Source organism: Erwinia sp. 1181_3, from assembly GCF_052824965.1.
This window is the reverse complement of record NZ_VTDE01000001.1, coordinates 319,094-337,426: the sequence shown is the minus strand read 5'-3', so window position 1 is coordinate 337,426 and position 18,333 is coordinate 319,094. Positions and strand designations below refer to the sequence as shown.

Genomic DNA, 18,333 nt, shown 5'->3' with positions numbered 1-18,333 from the left:
AAGGGTTTTTTTCGTACTGCATGGAATTTACATTCTAATTGTTGATCTAAGCCGGTATGGATCCCGAGGGCGGTTAGTGTGCTCTCAATGACCATGGAAAAATATCGGCAAGCGGGTGAATACAGGACAGGGGTAGGCGCGATCAGCCGGATTCTCTGAGCACCAGTTCGCCCGAAACGACAATACGCTGAGGCGGCAGGTCGCTTTGCTGGATTTTACGCAGGATCAGCGCAGCGGCCTGTCGGCCTGTTTCATCACTGGCAGAAGAGACGTAAGTAAAGGAGGGGGAGCTGAGGTTAATCTGCAACATATCTTCAAAGCCTAGCAGCGACACCTGCTGAGTCAGAAATACATCTTTCCCGACGGTACGACCCACCTGATGGATGCCGTTCAGGCAGCCAATAATGGCATGTGATGAGTGGCACAGCAGGGCGGTGATCTTATTATTGCTTTCCAGCAAGCGCCGGGTGGCCAGGCGGGCCGCATTCGTCTCTTCCAGGCAGGAAGGCGTCAATTCTTCTTTATAAGGTAAGCCGTAATGCTGCAACGCCATGCGGTAACCGGCCAGACGCTGAGCGCGGATCTGACAGCGCTCTTCCCCGCCAATATACGCAATATTACGATGCCCACGCTCAATCAGATAGCGTGTGGCCTGGGCCGCGGCCTGGCGGTTGTCCCGCATCACCAGATCGTACTGACCTTCGATCATTGCCTGAGAAACGGTGACCAGCGGCAGTGAGCAGTGGCGAATGGGACCCGGTAAGGTGAGCCGCGTGGCATCATTCGTGAGATAAATAACACCTGCCACCCCCTGGCGGCTGAAGGACAACAGACACTGGACCAGGCGATCTTCATCATCCTGAGGATGAGCAAGAAACACCATATAACCCTGCTGCTCCAGCGCCTGTACAATGCTGGTGATCACCTTAAGGTTAAAGGTATCACTAAAGTCACGCACGATCAGACCAATCAGATTTGAGGTATTAGAGCGCAGGTTAGCGGCGGCAACGTTATGTACGTAGCCCAGTTCAGTGATGGCCTCTTTTACCTTTTCAATGGTTTGCGCTGAAATCTTCCCTTTTTGACGGAGTACCAGCGACACCGTGGAGACGGAAACTCCCGCCAGTTTTGCCACATCAATGATGCTGACCTTCTTCATTGCAATCCTTGTAAAAAACGCGTCTCCCGTAGCATACAGGAGACGACGATTTGTGCCAGTTACCGCCCGGTCAGCTGCGTCATTTGCTGAGCGATAAACTGCGCCCGGGCACCAAAGATAACCTGAATGCCGTTATCCCCGACGAACACCACGCCGCGTGCGCCCAGATGATACAGCCCGTCTTTATCAACCAGTTCGCTGTCTTCAACTTCCAGTCGCAGTCGTGTGATACAGGCACCCACGCTGCCAATATTTTTGTTGCCTCCCAGCAGACCGACGATCTCTGTCGCCAGCTCGATATCGCTTTTATCTCCGGCGTTAGCGGTGATATCGGCGCGGCCCGGTGTTTTAACGTCCAGACGGCGGATAACAAAACGGAACACCACGTAGTAGATCACTGCCATCGGCACACCGACGATCACGGCGCTGAGGAAGTTGGTCTGGAAGCCATTAAAGGAAGGCAGAATACCGAATGAGATATAGTCAATCAGCCCGGCCGAGAACGATTTGGCGATATGTGCGTGCAGCAGGTACATACACATATAAGAAAGGCCCGCCATAACGGCGTTAAACACATAGAGGATCGGGGCGACGAAGATAAAGGTAAATTCTACCGGTTCGGTAATGCCGGTCAGGAAGCAGGTCAGGGCGGCAGAGAACAGAATACCGGCGGCAATTTTTTTGTTTTTGGTATTCGCTTCATGGTACATCGCCAGACAGGCGGCGGGCAGAGCGAACAGCATCAGCGGGAATTCCCCCTGCATAAACTTACCGGCGTTCTGATAGCTGTCGCTGCTAAAGGACTTGGTGCCTTCTTCCAGCATCTTGAACCAGATGGTCTGATCGCCGTGGATAAGCTGCCCGGCCTGGGTGGTGTAGTCCCCAAAGGAGTACCAGAAAGACGGATACCAGATATGGTGCAGTCCCAGTGGGATCAGCGCACGCTCAACCAGACCAAAGATAAAGGTCGACAGCGCCTGATTATCCCCATTGACCACAATCGACAGGGCATCAATGCCCGCCTGGATATGTTGCCAGATATACGGCAAGACCAGGCCGAGCAGGAAAGAGAGGAACGCGGTGGCGATAGCGACAAAACGCTTGCCGGAGAAGAAACCGAGAAATTCAGGCAGTTGTAAGGTGTGAAAACGGTTGAAGCACCATGCCGCGAGGACGCCGCATATCAGGCCGCCGAACACCCCCATCTGTAATGTCGGGATGCCGATCACCATCGCGTACTTACCGCCACTGGCGGCCATTTCCGGTGTAATGTGCATCACGGTACCAATCGTCATATTGGTAATCAGCACGGAAACGGTGGCGGCCAGCGCCGCGATACCGGATTCAGAAGCCAGACCGACAGCCGAACCGACCGCAAACAGTAGCGGTAAGTTATCGAAGATGACCCCACCGGCATTCATCATCAGCGGCAGATGGAATTTATCCCCGAAGGCCAGTAACAACCCTGCTGCGGGCAGCAGTGAAATGGGCAGCATCAGCGCGCGGCCTATCATCGACAGTTTTGAAAGCGATTTAACGAACCCGGTAAAAAAACGCATGGTGTCTCCTGCTGGGACAGAGTTTTAAGTATGAGTGTGCGTAATTAAAATCAGTAGAACGTTTTAGTAGAACGTTCTACCTATAGTTATGTAGTGTGTTTATTTCCGCAACGAAAATGTCACACCGGGTCAGATCAAATTGTTATTTTATGACGCAGCTCTGAAAGCTGCTGCGTCAGGCAGGAGGCAAAAGGACATTATCAGGAAAGGAAACGGCGTTAGCGTCGGGCCATCTGTACAGCGATGGCAATCGAACTGAGGGCGATCACCACCAGAAAGCCCCCCACCGCAATCATTGAACTAAAGCCAAACTGGTTAAATAGCAGCAAGCCGGCGATGCCGCCCGACAGGAATGAGAGGATGGTGATCAGGTGGGTAATAAACTGTTTGCGCTGAACGTTGACCTCTTTTGACGGGTCGCGACGAAACAGGGTTGCCAGCAAAGAACCCAGCGCAATGCCAGCGTCCGTCAGCGTGCCGGTGATATGCGTTGAGCGCACACGGCCATTTGATAGCTGCGTAGAGGTGGCGTTGTGGATCCCCATTAAAAAGCCGAGAAACACCAGCACCTCACGGTTATTGCCGGAAGAGTAGAACAACAGTTCAAACGCCGACATCATCATCAACAATACCCCTTCAGTCAGCAGGATAAGGCTGAAGATGGTGCGGATATTATTTCTGATACCGACGATCACCATCATGCGGGCGGTGACGCAGCCGGTCACAAAAGCAGTAATGATGGCGAGGAGAAAGGTCAGGTCGCGGATATCAACGCGGGAGATTTCAGTCGAGAGCTGGGAGGTGTTACCGGACATGTGCGAAGGGAAGACGCCGAACGCGCCCAGTGCCATGGCATTGAGTAGCCCGGCGCTGGTGGCCAGCACCAGGGCCAGATAGCGGTCTTCCGTGTGACGGCGTTCACGCTTTCGTTTGATCATCATGTTTAACATTATCGCCCCTTATTCTGCATGCTGGCGCTTCAGTCTGACTGATGGCCGGGTAATTAAGGCAATGTAGCGCATTGGTGTGGAATGTGTTGGCAGGATGAACCCGCTGCCTGATATTCCAGACAGGTCTGATGCTGATTCTGTGGTTACCCATACTTAGTTCAATTTCTGTCAATAAAACCCCGGTATTTTGGTGGAAGAATCCTATTCTTAATTCTGCACTCTCGCACAGGGCGATCGGCTGTGAGCAGGGACACATCTGGCGTAATCTCCGGTAAAATTCCCGCTGATTTGTCCGCCAGCCCTGCAGATTTTTTGTTGATCTGCCGATAGTAATGAAGGAATGGAATTCACATTGTCAGGGGGAGGCCGGATGATCATCAGTATTGCGGTGAATGAACTGCAAACGGGGATGTATTTATACAAGCTGGATGTGTTCTGGCTTAAGCACCCGTTGGTACATAATGAGATGCTGCTGTCTGACGCCGTACACATCCATGCCATCCAGCAAAGCGATGTTCGTGAGGTGTGGATCGATCTGTCCCGTGGCCGAGGCCCTGAGGTGAAAATCCGCGAAGGGGCACCGTTGACACAACCGATTGCAGAGGTTCCCGCTGTTTACGAACCGCAGTCTGTTGCTGAAGATGCCGTCGTGACGATGCAGAGTGAAATGGCACAGGCAAATAAAATCTGCCTCGCGGCAAAAGGCCCGGTGATGGCGATGTTCAGCGATGCGCGGTTGGGTAAAACCATTGATGCTGAGAGTACCGTCCCGCTGGTGAATGATATCGCCGGATCGCTCAACCGCCATCCGGCGGCATTGCTCAGCGTGGTGCGTCTGAAATCCCATGATGATTACACGTATCTTCACTCCGTGGCTGTCTGTGCACTGATGCTGTCGCTGGCATCACAGCTGGAGCTGGACGAGGCGCAGGCGAAACGCGCCGGGATGGCGGGGCTGCTGCATGATGTGGGCAAAGCGGCGATACCGCTGGCGATCCTCAACAAACCTGGCAAGCTGACGGATGAAGAGTTCGATATCATGAAATTCCATCCGGTGGCGGGGGCGGAGATCCTGCGTCTGAGCGGAGCCGATGACGATTTGCAGGATGTGGCATTACACCATCACGAGAAAGTGAATGGCAGCGGTTATCCGCACGGGCTGCGCGCCAATGGCATCTCGTTGTTATCGCGTATGGCGGCCATCTGTGATGTCTACGATGCCGTCACTTCCGAACGTCCTTATAAAGCAGGCTGGAACCCGGCCAGTGCGATGCACCAGATGGCGAACTGGCCTGGGCACTTCGACCGCAAACTGCTGTATGCCTTTGTCAAAGCGGTGGGCATCTATCCCGTTGGCTCACTGGTGCGCCTGTCGTCAGGGCGTCTTGGGGTGGTGATTGAACCCGGAGACCATTCGCTGCTGCAACCCAAAGTCTGCGTTTTCTTCTCACTGAATAGCGGAAAACGACTGACGCCGCACGTCATTGACCTGGCCAGTCTGCACTGTGAAGACAACATCGTGGGACCCGAAGAGGTAAACCGCTGGCCGGAGTTAGATGTGAATTCTCTGTGGCAGCAGCCTGTTAGCGCCTGATTTCTGGCGGGATCTGGAAACCCCGCTATACTTTAGTCTGATGTTGTCTGCACTGAGGGCCGACGCATGAGATTTCCTGCCCTCGACCACGTCTGACGACAGGTCCCGTTTACCCCGTTCGTCAGGCTACGCTGTCCCCCTCATTGTCAGCAGCATCTTCTGAAACCCTAACTCAGGAGGAATGTGTGACAACGCAAACAGATTTCGTTCCCCCACTCCAGGCAGATACCCGCTACGCCTTTTTCTTTGATGTGGACGGCACCCTGGCAGCGATTAAGCCGCGGCCCGATGAGGTTTCTATTCCGGCGCAGGCGCTGGACGATCTCAAACGGCTGGCACATCGCTGCGAGGGGGCCGTGGCACTGATCTCCGGTCGGCCAATTGATCAACTGGATGCGCTGGCGTCTCCGCTCGTGTTGCCGATGGCTGGCGTACACGGCGCGGAACGACGTGACAGCGAAGGGCATATCACGCGCATCTCTCTCGACCCCGACACCGTCAGGACGCTCAATCATGAACTGACCTCGGCGCTCGCCGCACTGCCAGGCACCACGCTGGAAAGTAAAGGCATGGCGTTTGCCCTGCACTATCGTCAGGCAGCAGAGCATCAGCAGGCGGTGGAACAGTTGGCGGAAGCCTGTGTTGCGCGCTTCCCGGAACTGGTGCAGCAACCCGGCAAGTGTGTGGTGGAGCTGAAACCCCGGGGCGTAAACAAAGGCGCCGCCATTGATGATTTTATGCAGCAGCCTCCGTTCGCCGGGCGTGTCCCGGTGTTTCTCGGAGATGATTTGACCGATGAGGCAGGGTTTACCACGGTCAATGCCCTGGACGGCATTTCCATTAAAGTTGGTGCCGGCCCCAGCAACGCGCGGGGACATCTCAGTGATGTTGCTGCCGTTTATGTCTGGCTGGAACAGGCACGATTAAAACTAGATGAAGACGTTTTAACGTCAGAAAGGAGTTAAGGTTATGAGTCGCTTAGTTGTTGTATCTAACCGTATTGCCATCCCGGATGGCAGTAAGGCCAGTGCAGGGGGGCTCACCGTCGGGATTGTCGATGCGCTGAAATCCACAGGAGGCGTCTGGTATGGCTGGAATGGAGACATTAATGAAATCGGTGAGGATGATGACGAACTCAACATGCTTGAGCAGGATGGCATCACTTACGCCTCCTTTGGTCTGAACCAGAACGATTATGACCTTTATTACCTTCAGTTCTCGAATGCCGTACTGTGGCCTGCCTTTCATTACCGCCTTGACCTGGTGAATTTCCAGCGCGAAGCGTGGGAGGGTTATCGTCGCGTGAACACTCAGCTGGCGCAGCGTTTAAAGCCGCTATTGAAAGAAGACGATGTGCTGTGGATCCATGATTACCATCTGCTGCCGTTTGCCGCTGAGCTGCGTAAGCTGGGCATTAATAATCGCATTGGTTTCTTCCTGCATATCCCGTTCCCAACGCCGGAAATCTTCAACGCGCTGCCCCCTCATGCCGATTTGCTGGAGATGATGTGCGATTACGATCTGCTGGGCTTCCAGACAGAAAGCGACCGCATCGCGTTTCTGGAGTGTGTGTCACTGCTGACTCCGCTGTCCACCCAGGGGAAATCGCATCGTGCGTTTGGTAACCGGTTCTCCACCGAAGTTTATCCGATAGGGATTGAGCCAGACAGTATCAAAGAGATGGCTGAAGGCCCGCTACCACCGAAAATGGTGGCCATGAAAAAAGATTTAGGTGATGCGCAGAACATCATTGCCTGTGAGCGGCTCGACTATTCGAAAGGATTGCCGGAGCGTTTTCTCGCCTATGAGGCGCTGCTGGAAAACTACCCACAGCATCATGGGAAAATCCGCTACTCACAGATTGCGCCGACTTCGCGCGGTGATGTGCAGGCCTATCAGGATATTCGCCACCAGCTGGAAACGGAAGCAGGGCGCATCAATGGTAAGTATGGCACGCTGGGCTGGACGCCTCTCTACTACCTGAACCAGCATTTTGACCGCCGACTGCTGATGAAGATATTCCGTCTGACGGATATCGGCCTCGTGACGCCGTTGCGTGATGGCATGAACCTGGTGGCGAAAGAATATGTGGCGGCACAGGACCCGGATGATCCCGGCGTGCTGGTGCTGTCACGCTTCGCCGGGGCGGCCAATGAACTCACATCAGCCCTGATCGTCAATCCTTACGATCGGGATGAGGTTGCTGCCGCACTGAATCAGGCGATGACCATGTCGCGGACGGAGCGAATATCGCGCTACAACGACATGATGACTGTACTGCGCCAAAACGACATCACCCACTGGCGTGAGAGCTACCTGAAAGATCTGCGGGCGTTGCCGCAGGAAGGGCGGGTGCAGGAAAAGGAGAGTAATGTGGCCGCCTTTCCCAAACTCGCCTGATAAGACGGTCCAGCCTAAATAAGAACGGTTCGTAACAGGGGGCGATGCCCCCTGATTTTATGGCCCCCGCTTAACCATTCCCGATCACCACATCGCTATTTATGCGGTTAATTGTGGAAAAAACACCCATCCGGCCCATAGAAACTAAAAAAAATCCACTTTTCACTAAAGAAAGTTGGTCTTTTGTCGATACTCATAGGGTAATTCCTAAAACTCCCGCCAAAACATTCATATCACTTATGTAACGCTTGTTTACATCTGCTGTCACAGGCTGAACGTAAGGGGTTGACTGCTTACAAAGCATTATCACTTCCTGTAAAAAACCTGCGCTATGTCACATTTTTGACTTCATGTAGCGGTCAGATATTCACCGTGAGTAACTAGCCATACTCGTCTGCTTCACTGTCTTTTTTAGCATTAAATCCTGTTTATTTTATTTATTGCGATATTAATACTCGGTACTTGCCGCTTCGTCTCAGCCGGTTCGCTTTAATATACCAATTAGTCCGCTTTAGGACTGGTGATGGTTACTCACGGTGTGAAATTTACAAAAAATGACCGAAATGGTTAGTTAGTGAGCTAATCAACAGTATTGCTGATGGGTTTTTGGGAAGTATTTGCCTTAAAAGTGTGATCTGCGTCACACTTTATCTAAAATTAGGCTGGCTTCTCGTTGTATCCCACGAATAGAGGGGATAGAGTTGCCTTGTTTTCGGAATAGTCTTAAAAGAATGTAACAAGAAGTCACGGACGGGGTCAGGGAAGAGAGGGCTCAGGAAAGGCCACTGGCAAAATGAATTCATGATTATTTCCTGGCTTGGTTTGCCGAAAAACAAGACAGCTTATTTATACGTTTGGCGTTTGCCACTAAATTTTTTGCCATCTTTAGATTTACCAACCAGCAACCATGGTAGCGGCCTCAGCCGCACACGTTAAAAGTAGTGTCAGTCAGGATGGAAAAAAAATGGGTACATCAGAATTACTCAAACATATTTACGACATCAACTTGTCATATTTATTGCTCGCACAACGTTTAATTAACCAGGAAAAAGCTTCAGCAATGTTCCGTCTGGGCATCGATGAGCCAATGGCCGATGCGCTTGCAGGATTAACATTGCCCGAAATGGTTAAGCTGGCCGAAACCAATCAATTGGTGTGTCAGTTCCGTTTCAACGATCACAAGTCAATCAGCCGTCTCACTCAGGAATCTCGCGTGGACGACTTACAACAGATCCATACAGGCATCTTGTTATCTAGTCGTTTATTACGTGATGTCTCGAAAGATGATGAGACACCGAAAAAGAGAGTGGCGAGCTAATGGCTGAGAAAAGTATTGTTCAGGAAGCGCGCGATATTCAGCTGGCGATGGAACTCATCACTCTGGGTGCACGCTTACAAATGTTAGAAAGCGAAACGCAGCTGAGTCGCGGTCGCTTAATTAAGTTGTATAAAGAGTTGCGCGGTAGCCCACCGCCAAAAGGCATGCTGCCGTTTTCTACCGATTGGTTCATGACCTGGGAGCAGAATATCCATGCTTCCATGTTTTGTAATGCCTGGCAGTTTATGGTGAAAAGCGGGTTGTGTACGGGTGTGGAAGCGGTGATCAAAGCTTACCGTCTCTATCTCGAACAGTGCCCGCAACAGGACGAGGGCCCGCTGTTGGCGCTGACACGCGCCTGGACCCTGGTCCGGTTTGTTGAAAGTGGCATGCTGGAATTAACCGGTTGCAAATGCTGCGGCGGAAGCTTTATTAACCATGCGCATCAGCCCGTGGGTAGCTTCACTTGCAGCCTGTGCCAACCGCCATCTCGAGCGGTAAAAAGACGTAAACTTATCGCAGAAGTTGCCGATAACAATTCACAACTGCTGGATGAACAGGTTAAACAAGCCGTTTAATAGTGTTCGCCACGTGGAGTGAATCCAGCAGCGGTCTTTGACCGCTGCTTTTTTTTTGCCCCACGTCTGGTGTTCCCCCTGTTTATTCTGGCTCCCTTCCACCCACACGTTTGCAGCGTAAGGATTATTTGTGCTGATTATATTGGGTTACATCCTTGTCCTCGGGTCGGTGTTAGGCGGCTTCGCAATGGTTGGCGGCCATCTTGGCGCATTATACCAACCCTCAGAAGTGCTGATTATTGTCGGTTCCGGTGTCGGTGCGTTTATCGTTGGTAACAACGGTAAGGCGATTAAAGCGACATTGAAATCGCTACCGTTGCTGATGCGTGGCGCGAAATACAATAAAGCCGTTTATATGGATTTGATGGCACTGCTGTATCGCCTGATGGCTAAATCGCGCCAGCAGGGGATGCTGTCGCTGGAGCGCGATATCGAAAATCCGCAGGAAAGTGAGATTTTTGCTAATTACCCGCGCATTCTTGCCGATAAAAGATTAGTGGATTTTATTACCGACTATTTACGCCTGATGGTCAGCGGCAATATGAATGCCTTTGAGATCGAAGCGTTGATGGACGAAGAGATTGAAACCTACGAACACGAGTGTGATGTCCCGGCAACGGCACTGGCGACGATGGGTGACTCACTTCCGGCATTCGGTATCGTTGCAGCGGTAATGGGGGTTATTCATACCCTGGCTTCTGCAGACCGACCTGCGGCGGAACTGGGTGCGCTGATCGCCAACGCGATGGTGGGAACCTTCCTCGGTATTTTGTTAGCGTACGGTTTTATCTCTCCACTGGCGGGTGTATTACGCCAGAAGTGTGCAGAGAACACCAAGATGATGCAGTGCATTAAAGTTACGCTGCTTTCCAGCCTCAACGGTTATGCCCCGCAGATTGCGGTGGAGTTTGGTCGTAAGACGTTGTACTCAACCGACCGACCGTCGTTTACCGAGCTGGAAGAGCATGTGCGTAATGCTAAATCCAATAAGCAGACTTCGGACCAAGACGCATGAAGCATAACAATCACCCCATTGTGCTGGTAAAGCGGAAAAAGTCGAATAAGCATGCCGGCTCGCACGGTTCATGGAAAATCGCCTACGCCGACTTTATGACGGCAATGATGGCCTTTTTTATGGTGATGTGGCTGATTTCAATCTCGAGTCCTCAACAATTGATTCAGATTGCCGATTACTTTAAAACGCCGCTGAAAGTGGCGTTAACCGGCGGGCAGCGCAGCAGCGATAGCTCAAGCCCGATTCCTGGCGGTGGCCAGGACCCGACGGAAAAAATCGGTGAAGTCCATAAAGTGGTGGATATGGATGCGCAGAAACGCAAGCTGGAAGAGATTCGTCTGAACCGCCTGCGGGAGAAGCTGGACCAGCTGATTGAAGCTGACCCGCGACTGCGTGCTCTGCGTCCGCACCTGATTATTAACATGGTGGAAGAGGGGCTGCGTATTCAGATCATCGACAGCCAGAATCGACCCATGTTTAAAACCGGTAGCGCTGAGGTTGAACCTTATATGCGCGATATTTTGCGCGCTATTGCCCCGATTCTGAATGATATTCCGAACCGGATCAGCCTGGCGGGCCATACCGATGATTTCCAGTATGCCGGGGGCGACCGTGGCTACAGTAACTGGGAACTCTCTGCCGACCGCGCCAATGCATCACGGCGTGAGCTGGTACTGGGAGGACTGGACGGTGGCAAGATGCTGCGCGTGGTGGGCATGTCTGACACCATGAAACTAAAGAATCGCGGCGGAAACGATTCGGTGAATCGACGTATCAGTCTGCTGGTGTTAAATCATGACACCGAAACGCAGATCGAGCGTGAAAACGCCGAAAGTGATGCGGTGCAGATTAACGATGCAAGTAGCCTTAAAGAGATAGCGGCGCCGGAAGTTCCTTCCACAGCCACCAAAAACCAAGACCCTCAACACCCACAGGCTGAGTCTGTCAGTACCCAGGCGCCGGTAACTTCGTTACCTGCTGCTCCGGCACCGACGACCCAGACCGATCGCGACTCACAGCCGAGGTGATACCGTGAGCATGGATATCAGCGACTTTTACCAGACGTTCTTTGATGAAGCCGACGAATTGTTGGCGGACATGGAACAACACCTGTTGGGTCTTGACCCGCAGGAACCAGATTCGGAACAGCTTAATGCTATCTTCCGGGCTGCCCATTCGATTAAAGGCGGGGCGGGTACTTTTGGTTTCACTGTTTTACAGGAAACCACGCATATTCTGGAAAATATTCTCGACGGTGCGCGCCGCGGCGAAATGCAGCTCAGTACCGATATCATCAACCTGTTTTTGGAAACCAAAGATATTATGCAGGAACAGCTAGATGCGTATAAAACCGCCTCGGAACCCGACGCCGCGACGTTTGCATACATTTGTCAGGCCTTACGTCAGCTCGCGCTGGAAGCCAAAGGCGAAGCACCGGTCACCGACATCGCACCTGTTGCAGCGGGCGGTACGCCTTCCGTAGTGGCCAGCGGTCTGCGCATTAAACTGACCGGGTTGAAAACCAACGAAGCCGATCTGATGCTGGAAGAGCTGGGTAACCTGGGCACGGTTTCCGATGCGGTAAAAGGTGATGATTCACTGGAAGCCACACTCGACTCCTCTGTTGGTAAAGACGATATCGTTGCCGTGTTGTGCTTCGTTATCGACGAGTCGCAGATCCACTTCCCGCAGGCTGATGTGGTGGATATTGCCAGCGCCATGACGGAAGCGCCTGTGGTTGAGGCCGTGGCGGATGCTGAAGCTGACGTCGCTGCAGAGCCTGAACTGGCCAGTGTCAGCGACATTGTGCAGTTGAAGCGTGAGCCGGCGAAAAAAGTCGCTAATCCAAAAGTTAACGAATCCACCAGTATCCGTGTGGCGGTAGAGAAGGTCGATCAGTTGATCAACCTGGTTGGCGAACTGGTGATTACCCAGTCAATGCTGGCCCAGCGCTCCGGTGAACTTGACCCGGTTAACCACGGCGACCTGCTCAACAGCATGGGGCAGTTGGAACGTAACGCCCGTGACTTGCAAGAGTCGGTGATGTCGATTCGTATGATGCCGATGGAATACGTCTTCAGCCGCTTCCCACGCCTGGTGCGTGACCTGGCCAGTAAGCTGGGTAAAGAAGTTGAACTGACCCTGATGGGCAGCTCGACCGAACTGGATAAGAGCCTGATCGAACGTATCATTGACCCGTTAACGCACCTGGTGCGTAACAGCCTTGACCACGGTATCGAAACCCCTGACAAACGCCAGGCGGTAGGCAAACATGCGATCGGTAACCTGACGCTGTCTGCGGAACATCAGGGCGGCAACATCTGCATCGAAGTCACCGATGATGGTGCCGGTCTCAACCGTGAACGTATTCTGGCGAAAGCCTTGTCTTCTGGCCTGCCGGTCAGCGAATCCATGAGCGACGAAGAAGTCGGCATGCTGATCTTCGCCCCAGGCTTCTCAACCGCTGAGCAGGTGACGGATGTTTCCGGCCGTGGCGTTGGTATGGACGTGGTGAAACGTAATATCCAGGAAATGGGTGGACACGTTGAAATTTCGTCTAAACAGGGCAAGGGCACCACAATCCGTATCCTGCTGCCACTGACGCTGGCTATCCTCGATGGGATGTCAGTGCGCGTGGCGAACGAAGTGTTTATCCTGCCGCTGAATGCGGTCATGGAATCACTGCAACCGCTGGCAGACGACCTGAAAGCACTGGCAGGCGGCGAACGCGTGCTGGAAGTGCGTGGCGAGTATCTGCCACTGGTTGAGCTGTGGAACGTCTTTGAGGTCCAGGGGGCCAAAACCGAAGCCACGCAGGGGATTGTTGTCATCCTGCAAAGCGCCGGAAAACGTTACGCGCTGCTGGTTGATCAACTGATTGGTCAGCACCAGGTGGTAGTGAAAAACCTGGAAAGCAACTATCGCAAAGTGCCGGGCATCTCTGCTGCCACCATCCTTGGCGATGGCAGTGTAGCGCTGATCGTCGATGTCTCAGCACTGCAGTCTCTGAACCGTGAAAAGCGTGTGGCGGGAGCCGCAGCCTGACAATAACTGATTAAGGGTAGAATTATGACTGGAATGGCCACTGTCACTAAACTCGCCGGCGAAACCGTGGGTCAGGAGTTCCTGGTGTTTACGCTGGGTGACGAAGAGTACGGAATTGATATCCTGAAAGTTCAGGAAATCCGTGGGTACGACCAGGTGACGCGTATCGCCAACACCCCGGCGTTTATTAAAGGTGTGACTAACCTGCGTGGCGTTATTGTTCCGATTATCGATCTGCGCATCAAGTTCGCGCAGCCCGATGTCGAGTACAACGACAATACCGTGGTGATCGTTCTGAATCTGGAACAGCGCGTGGTGGGTATCGTCGTTGACGGCGTGTCTGACGTGCTGTCTCTGACGCAGGACCAAATTCGTCCTTCCCCGGAATTCGCGGTCACCATGTCGACAGAGTATCTGACAGGTCTGGGTGCACTGGGTGAGCGTATGCTGATTCTGGTCGACATCGAGAAGCTGTTAAGCAGTGAAGAGATGGCGCTGATGGATACGCTGCGTAGCGCGTAATAGCGTGTTTTTCCGCGTGTTATAAAAAGAGGCGAATCGGTGATTCGCCTCTTTTAGTTACTAAACTCCCAGCAACATAAAGATCCCCGCCTGGTAACCGATACATCCACTGTTATTCCATTTATTTCACCAAGGGTTCACTTATGTTCACGCGTATTAAAGTCGTCACCAGCCTGATTCTGGTGCTATTTATCTTCGGATTTTTACAACTGGCGGCGGGCGGCTTGTTTATCAACGCGCTCACACACGACAAAAATAGTTTTGCGGTTTCTCAAACGGCGAATGATAACGTCTCATTATTTACCGATGCGTGGGTCACGCTAAACCAGACACGTATCACCCTGAACCGCGGGATGTTGCGCATTCAGAGTGAAGCGGCGAACAGCGGCAGCAGCGCCTCTCTGTCTACGCTCAGTGCGCAGGCAAAACAGCAGCTGGTTACCGCACAACAATCTTATGATGCCTTCCTGGCGACGCCCGCAACACCAGGTGTGGATGTTGATCTGACCGAACGTCTTAAGCAGCGCTACAGCGATTACGTCACTGCGCTTGTCGCGATGACGCAGCAGATGGAAAACAAACAGCTGGATGCGATGTTCAAACAGAACATTGAAAAGAAGCAGATTGCCATGCAGGCGGTATATACCGAATGGCGTAAGGTGCAGAACCAGCTGAGCGCACAGGGTGCCGTGCAGAACCAGGAAGCCTATGAGCATATGCTGTGGACCATCGCCGCCGTGATGGCGCTGGTGATCGCACTGATTGTGCTGTGCTGGTTTGGTCTGCGTAATATTTTGATTCGTCCGTTGCAGGCGACGATTGCCCACATCCGCAGTATCGCATCGGGCGATCTGACGCAGAAAATTGTGTCAGAAGGGCGCAATGAGATGGCCCAGCTGGCGTCCAGTCTGCATGATATGCAGCAGTCGCTGGTGAAAACGGTCAGCGTGGTGCGTGACGGTTCTGATGCTATTTACACCGGTGCCAGCGAAATCGCTGCCGGAAACAATGACCTGTCATCGCGCACTGAGCAGCAGGCCTCCGCGTTGCAGGAAACGGCGGCCAGCATGGAGCAGTTGACGGCGACCGTGAAACAGAATGCCGAGAACGCCCGTCAGGCCTCTCAGCTGGCGCTCAGCGCATCAGAAACCGCGCAGAAGGGCGGTAAAGTGGTGGACGGCGTGGTGAAAACCATGAATGACATCGCCGGCAGTTCGAAGAAGATTGCCGACATTATCAGCGTGATTGACGGTATTGCCTTCCAGACCAATATCCTTGCACTGAACGCGGCAGTGGAAGCGGCACGTGCCGGTGAGCAGGGCCGTGGTTTTGCCGTGGTGGCAGGAGAAGTGCGTAATCTGGCCCAGCGCAGTGCGCAGGCAGCGAAAGAAATTAAAGGGCTGATTGAAGATTCTGTTTCTCGGGTGGACAGCGGCTCTGCGCTGGTGGGTACCGCCGGGGAAACCATGACGGATATCGTCAATGCAGTGAGCCGTGTGACTGACATTATGGGTGAGATTGCCTCAGCCAGTGATGAACAGAGTCGCGGTATTGATCAGGTCGGCACGGCAGTGACAGAGATGGATCGTGTGACGCAGCAGAACGCCGCACTGGTGGAAGAGTCTGCTTCGGCGGCGGCCTCACTGGAAGATCAGGCCAGCCGTCTGACGCAGGCTGTTGCCGTGTTCCGTATTGCCCGTCAGGGCAGTGTGGCACCTGCACCGTTGAAGCGACCGGCATTGAAGGGCACTCCAGCGCGCAAGGCACCTGCCGTAGCCGCACCCGTGTCTGATTCAAACTGGGAAACGTTCTGATTTTACCGGGGTGATTTTTCGATTGCCCCGTGCTGGCCGACCGAAACAGAGGGTCGGCCACTCCCCGTCAGACGCGACGCTTTTCCTTACGGTGTTTTTTCACCTTCCACTCACCCTCACCGAAAAGTGTTAAGCCATTGGAGTCGATAACCCGATGTGCAATTTCACCGTGCGTGGTTTTTTTGCACTGTATGCTGACGGAGCTGGCCCGCCTGATTACGCTCAACAGTTAGATTTATTCAACCCAGACTCCGGTTGTTCATGCAGCCAGTCTGTGATGGTTGATTAATACATTCAAGGTAAGATAGAACAGGTTTCTTCTTTTCTCGAAGAAAATCCAGGTCAGTTGCGACTTAATCTCTTTCAATCTTTTCATGCTGATGAATAGTGACTGGCAAATAGCTTCATCATCAAAATGGCGAAGAATAAGAAGAAAAACACGCATTCTGATGCTGTCATTATTTTTTTTCAATGGTTTGATTTTTTTAAATAATTTGTTTTTTTTGAAGAAGGTAAATACATCCTGGCTGCGAACATCCAGCGCAAAAAATGGCACATTACAGATTGATTGAAAAATAAAAACCTCCAATTCATTATTGAAAATAAGAACGATATTTTTCATGCTTAAATGGTTATTTTTTTTGGTTAATGCCAGTAAGAAATACTGAGCATCGCAAATAAAATAGCTGCTATTTTTAATAAGGTTTTCATGAGATAAGTTTTTTATCGCATGCATAATAAATTTATTTTGCAGTTGGGTGACAATTCTGGTCATTTGCTATCACATAAACCTCATAGATTGAGTGGAAATGTCGATTGGGTAATAAAGATGAGCGTTTTTTTAGCGCTGTCTGGTTATTAATAAGCACCGTCACGTTTTAGCACCACAGCGACCGTCTTAAACAAAATCACGATGTCATGCCACAGTGACCAGTTTTTGACATACCACGAATCTAAATAAACACGTATTTCGTAGTCAACGTCATTGCGACCGCTGACCTGCCATAATCCCGTCATCCCGGGTTTTGCCATCAGGTAATAGTCAACATCACCGGCATAACGACTGAGTTCATCTTCAACCACCGGGCGCGGGCCTACGAGGCTCATCTCGCCCCGCACCACGTTCCACAACTGTGGCAGCTCATCCAGGCTGGTTCTGCGGATGAATTGACCCACTTTAGTAATACGAGGATCGTTCTTGATTTTGAAATCCTTATCCCATTCGGCGCGGGCTACCGGGTCAGTGCGCAGCACTTCTGCCAGCACCTCTTTAGAATTAATCACCATAGACCGGAATTTCAGACACTTAAACTTGCGCCCATTAATGCCCACACGCTCGTGACCGTAAATTGGCAGGCCGCCGTCGCGTGCGACCATAAAGCCTAGCAACAGCAATACCGGTAACAGCAAAATGATGATTCCGAGGGCACCAACGATATCGAAGGTACGTTTCAGACAGCGTGATGTCCGCTTCGCCAGGTTGTTTTTAACCCGCAGAATCATCACCTCATGGCTGAAAATATAAGCCATGTTGGTACCATAAAGTGGGACGCCGCGTAAGGAAGGAATAACCGATACGGATTGGCAGTTTTGCGTTGCCAGCATTTTCAGCCAGAGATCACGGTGCTGGCTCTGCTCAAACTCCACCGCCACGATGAACTGGGTCTCGCTGTCCGTCAGCCGCCACAGCTCCTGCTCATAATGCAGTACCGGTATGCCGTTGATACTGGCTTGTGGGCTGCTGCCGTCGACATCGTAGAAGGCGATGATATCCAGCCCCAGTACATTTTCACTCTGTAATGCCTGCGAGGCTTCCTTGGCATTTTTGTTACTACCAATGATAATTGTCTGCTTTTTCCACAGTCCAAAATGGTTCAGTAAACGTCGGGAAATCGCACGACCTAAAGGGACCATGACCAGGGTAAGTAGCCAAGTTAAGAGCCAGACAGAATGGGACATTTGCCACTGTGAGAGTGCGGTAATGGACAGATCGATCACTGAAAAAATAAGAATGGTGCGGAAAATCTCTTTCAACTCAAACCAGAAGGGTTTTCTGTAGGTGAAATGATTCAAGCGCATCCAGAACCAACCAATACAAGCCACGGATAAAACAATATGTGTGGCGATATGTATCTGAAAATTGGTTGTGGAAATAGCAGAAAGACTGAGCAGTGAATGTGAACTAATTAATTGCAGAGTGATAAATAATGCCGCATTGAAAAAAACAAGATCCGAAAATATGAGTGTGAATTTATTAATTGTGTTTTTATAAGAAATGTTGGCGCTAATATTTACGTGATGCGGCAGTGTATTCATGAGAATAAACCTAATTAATGAAGAAGTTGATATTTATAAGGGTGATTTTGTTTAATGGCTGTG

General features: G+C 51.8%; 15 protein-coding genes and 1 pseudogene. 10 read left to right on the top strand and 6 right to left on the bottom strand.

What is annotated here, in order from left to right:
* Nucleotides 1–142: 142 nt before the first annotated feature.
* The 3 genes from malI to FY046_RS01525 all read right to left on the bottom strand — a co-directional run bounded on the left by malI (nt 143) and on the right by FY046_RS01525 (nt 3,668).
* Entirely contained in the window at nt 143–1,159 is a 1,017-nt protein-coding gene (gene malI, locus FY046_RS01535; protein WP_133841749.1) for a Mal regulon transcriptional regulator MalI, read from the bottom strand.
* 59 nt (nt 1,160–1,218) lie between these two features.
* On the bottom strand, nt 1,219–2,718 hold the full coding sequence (locus FY046_RS01530; protein ID WP_133841750.1) for a PTS transporter subunit EIIC: 1,500 nt from the start codon (nt 2,716–2,718) through the stop codon (nt 1,219–1,221).
* Nucleotides 2,719–2,936: 218 nt separating this feature from the next.
* On the bottom strand, nt 2,937–3,668 hold the full coding sequence (locus FY046_RS01525) for a YoaK family protein (protein WP_133841751.1): 732 nt from the start codon (nt 3,666–3,668) through the stop codon (nt 2,937–2,939).
* Between the two features lie 370 nt (nt 3,669–4,038).
* Here FY046_RS01525 and FY046_RS01520 point away from each other — a divergent pair, with 370 nt between their 5' ends.
* From FY046_RS01520 to FY046_RS01475, 10 genes are all read left to right on the top strand, one after another.
* A complete protein-coding gene (locus FY046_RS01520; RefSeq protein WP_133841752.1) occupies nt 4,039–5,262 on the top strand; it encodes an HD-GYP domain-containing protein in 1,224 nt (407 codons plus the stop codon).
* A 185-nt stretch (nt 5,263–5,447) separates the two neighbouring features.
* Nucleotides 5,448–6,227 carry a trehalose-phosphatase gene (gene otsB, locus FY046_RS01515; protein WP_446185629.1) on the top strand — a complete coding sequence of 260 codons (780 nt, stop codon included), beginning with the start codon at nt 5,448–5,450 and terminating at the stop codon, nt 6,225–6,227.
* Between the two features lie 4 nt (nt 6,228–6,231).
* Nucleotides 6,232–7,662 carry an alpha,alpha-trehalose-phosphate synthase gene (gene otsA, locus FY046_RS01510; RefSeq protein ID WP_133841754.1) on the top strand — a complete coding sequence of 477 codons (1,431 nt, stop codon included), beginning with the start codon at nt 6,232–6,234 and terminating at the stop codon, nt 7,660–7,662.
* A gap of 964 nt (nt 7,663–8,626) precedes the next feature.
* The gene (gene flhD / locus FY046_RS01505) at nt 8,627–8,980 is read left to right on the top strand and encodes a flagellar transcriptional regulator FlhD (RefSeq protein ID WP_133841755.1); all 354 of its coding nucleotides are present in this window, start codon (nt 8,627–8,629) and stop codon (nt 8,978–8,980) included.
* Nucleotides 8,980–9,558: a flagellar transcriptional regulator FlhC gene (gene flhC / locus FY046_RS01500; protein ID WP_133841756.1), complete on the top strand. Its 579-nt coding sequence runs from the start codon at nt 8,980–8,982 to the stop codon at nt 9,556–9,558. Before flhD ends, flhC begins: the two co-directional genes overlap by 1 nt.
* Before the next feature lie 130 nt (nt 9,559–9,688).
* Nucleotides 9,689–10,573 (top strand): flagellar motor stator protein MotA, encoded by an 885-nt coding sequence (gene motA / locus FY046_RS01495; protein ID WP_133841757.1) that lies wholly within the window; start codon nt 9,689–9,691, stop codon nt 10,571–10,573.
* Nucleotides 10,570–11,601 (top strand): flagellar motor protein MotB, encoded by a 1,032-nt coding sequence (gene motB, locus FY046_RS01490; RefSeq protein WP_133841758.1) that lies wholly within the window; start codon nt 10,570–10,572, stop codon nt 11,599–11,601. Before motA ends, motB begins: the two co-directional genes overlap by 4 nt.
* A 10-nt stretch (nt 11,602–11,611) precedes the next feature.
* Nucleotides 11,612–13,618, top strand: a complete 2,007-nt coding sequence (cheA, locus tag FY046_RS01485; RefSeq protein ID WP_133842137.1) for a chemotaxis protein CheA — start codon at nt 11,612–11,614, stop codon at nt 13,616–13,618.
* A gap of 24 nt (nt 13,619–13,642) precedes the next feature.
* Nucleotides 13,643–14,140, top strand: coding sequence for a chemotaxis protein CheW (gene cheW, locus FY046_RS01480; RefSeq protein ID WP_133841759.1), 498 nt, complete (start codon nt 13,643–13,645; stop codon nt 14,138–14,140).
* A 143-nt stretch (nt 14,141–14,283) separates the two neighbouring features.
* Nucleotides 14,284–15,954, top strand: a complete 1,671-nt coding sequence (locus tag FY046_RS01475) for a methyl-accepting chemotaxis protein (protein WP_133841760.1) — start codon at nt 14,284–14,286, stop codon at nt 15,952–15,954.
* Nucleotides 15,955–16,024: 70 nt separating this feature from the next.
* On the opposite strand, the pseudogene FY046_RS01470 reads toward FY046_RS01475, so the two are convergent.
* From FY046_RS01470 to wbaP, 3 genes and pseudogenes are all read right to left on the bottom strand, one after another.
* Nucleotides 16,025–16,174: pseudogene (locus FY046_RS01470) on the bottom strand (IS5/IS1182 family transposase); the annotation flags it as partial.
* A gap of 39 nt (nt 16,175–16,213) precedes the next feature.
* Entirely contained in the window at nt 16,214–16,729 is a 516-nt protein-coding gene (locus FY046_RS01465; RefSeq protein ID WP_159336473.1) for a hypothetical protein, read from the bottom strand.
* Nucleotides 16,730–16,812: 83 nt separating this feature from the next.
* Entirely contained in the window at nt 16,813–18,270 is a 1,458-nt protein-coding gene (gene wbaP / locus FY046_RS01460; RefSeq protein ID WP_167863760.1) for an undecaprenyl-phosphate galactose phosphotransferase WbaP, read from the bottom strand.
* Nucleotides 18,271–18,333 lie beyond the last annotated feature (63 nt).

Excerpts from the sequence above, each read along its gene's own strand:
- wbaP (WP_167863760.1), bottom strand. The coding sequence starts at position 18,270 with ATGAATACACTGCCGCATCACGTAAATATTAGCGCCAACATTTCTTAT.
- FY046_RS01475 (WP_133841760.1), top strand. The coding sequence starts at position 14,284 with ATGTTCACGCGTATTAAAGTCGTCACCAGCCTGATTCTGGTGCTATTT.
- flhC (WP_133841756.1), top strand. The coding sequence starts at position 8,980 with ATGGCTGAGAAAAGTATTGTTCAGGAAGCGCGCGATATTCAGCTGGCG.
- cheW (WP_133841759.1), top strand. The coding sequence starts at position 13,643 with ATGACTGGAATGGCCACTGTCACTAAACTCGCCGGCGAAACCGTGGGT.
- motB (WP_133841758.1), top strand. The coding sequence starts at position 10,570 with ATGAAGCATAACAATCACCCCATTGTGCTGGTAAAGCGGAAAAAGTCG.
- FY046_RS01465 (WP_159336473.1), bottom strand. The coding sequence starts at position 16,729 with ATGACCAGAATTGTCACCCAACTGCAAAATAAATTTATTATGCATGCG.
- flhD (WP_133841755.1), top strand. The coding sequence starts at position 8,627 with ATGGGTACATCAGAATTACTCAAACATATTTACGACATCAACTTGTCA.
- FY046_RS01520 (WP_133841752.1), top strand. The coding sequence starts at position 4,039 with ATGATCATCAGTATTGCGGTGAATGAACTGCAAACGGGGATGTATTTA.
- FY046_RS01530 (WP_133841750.1), bottom strand. The coding sequence starts at position 2,718 with ATGCGTTTTTTTACCGGGTTCGTTAAATCGCTTTCAAAACTGTCGATG.
- malI (WP_133841749.1), bottom strand. The coding sequence starts at position 1,159 with ATGAAGAAGGTCAGCATCATTGATGTGGCAAAACTGGCGGGAGTTTCC.
- FY046_RS01525 (WP_133841751.1), bottom strand. The coding sequence starts at position 3,668 with ATGTTAAACATGATGATCAAACGAAAGCGTGAACGCCGTCACACGGAA.
- cheA (WP_133842137.1), top strand. The coding sequence starts at position 11,612 with ATGGATATCAGCGACTTTTACCAGACGTTCTTTGATGAAGCCGACGAA.
- otsA (WP_133841754.1), top strand. The coding sequence starts at position 6,232 with ATGAGTCGCTTAGTTGTTGTATCTAACCGTATTGCCATCCCGGATGGC.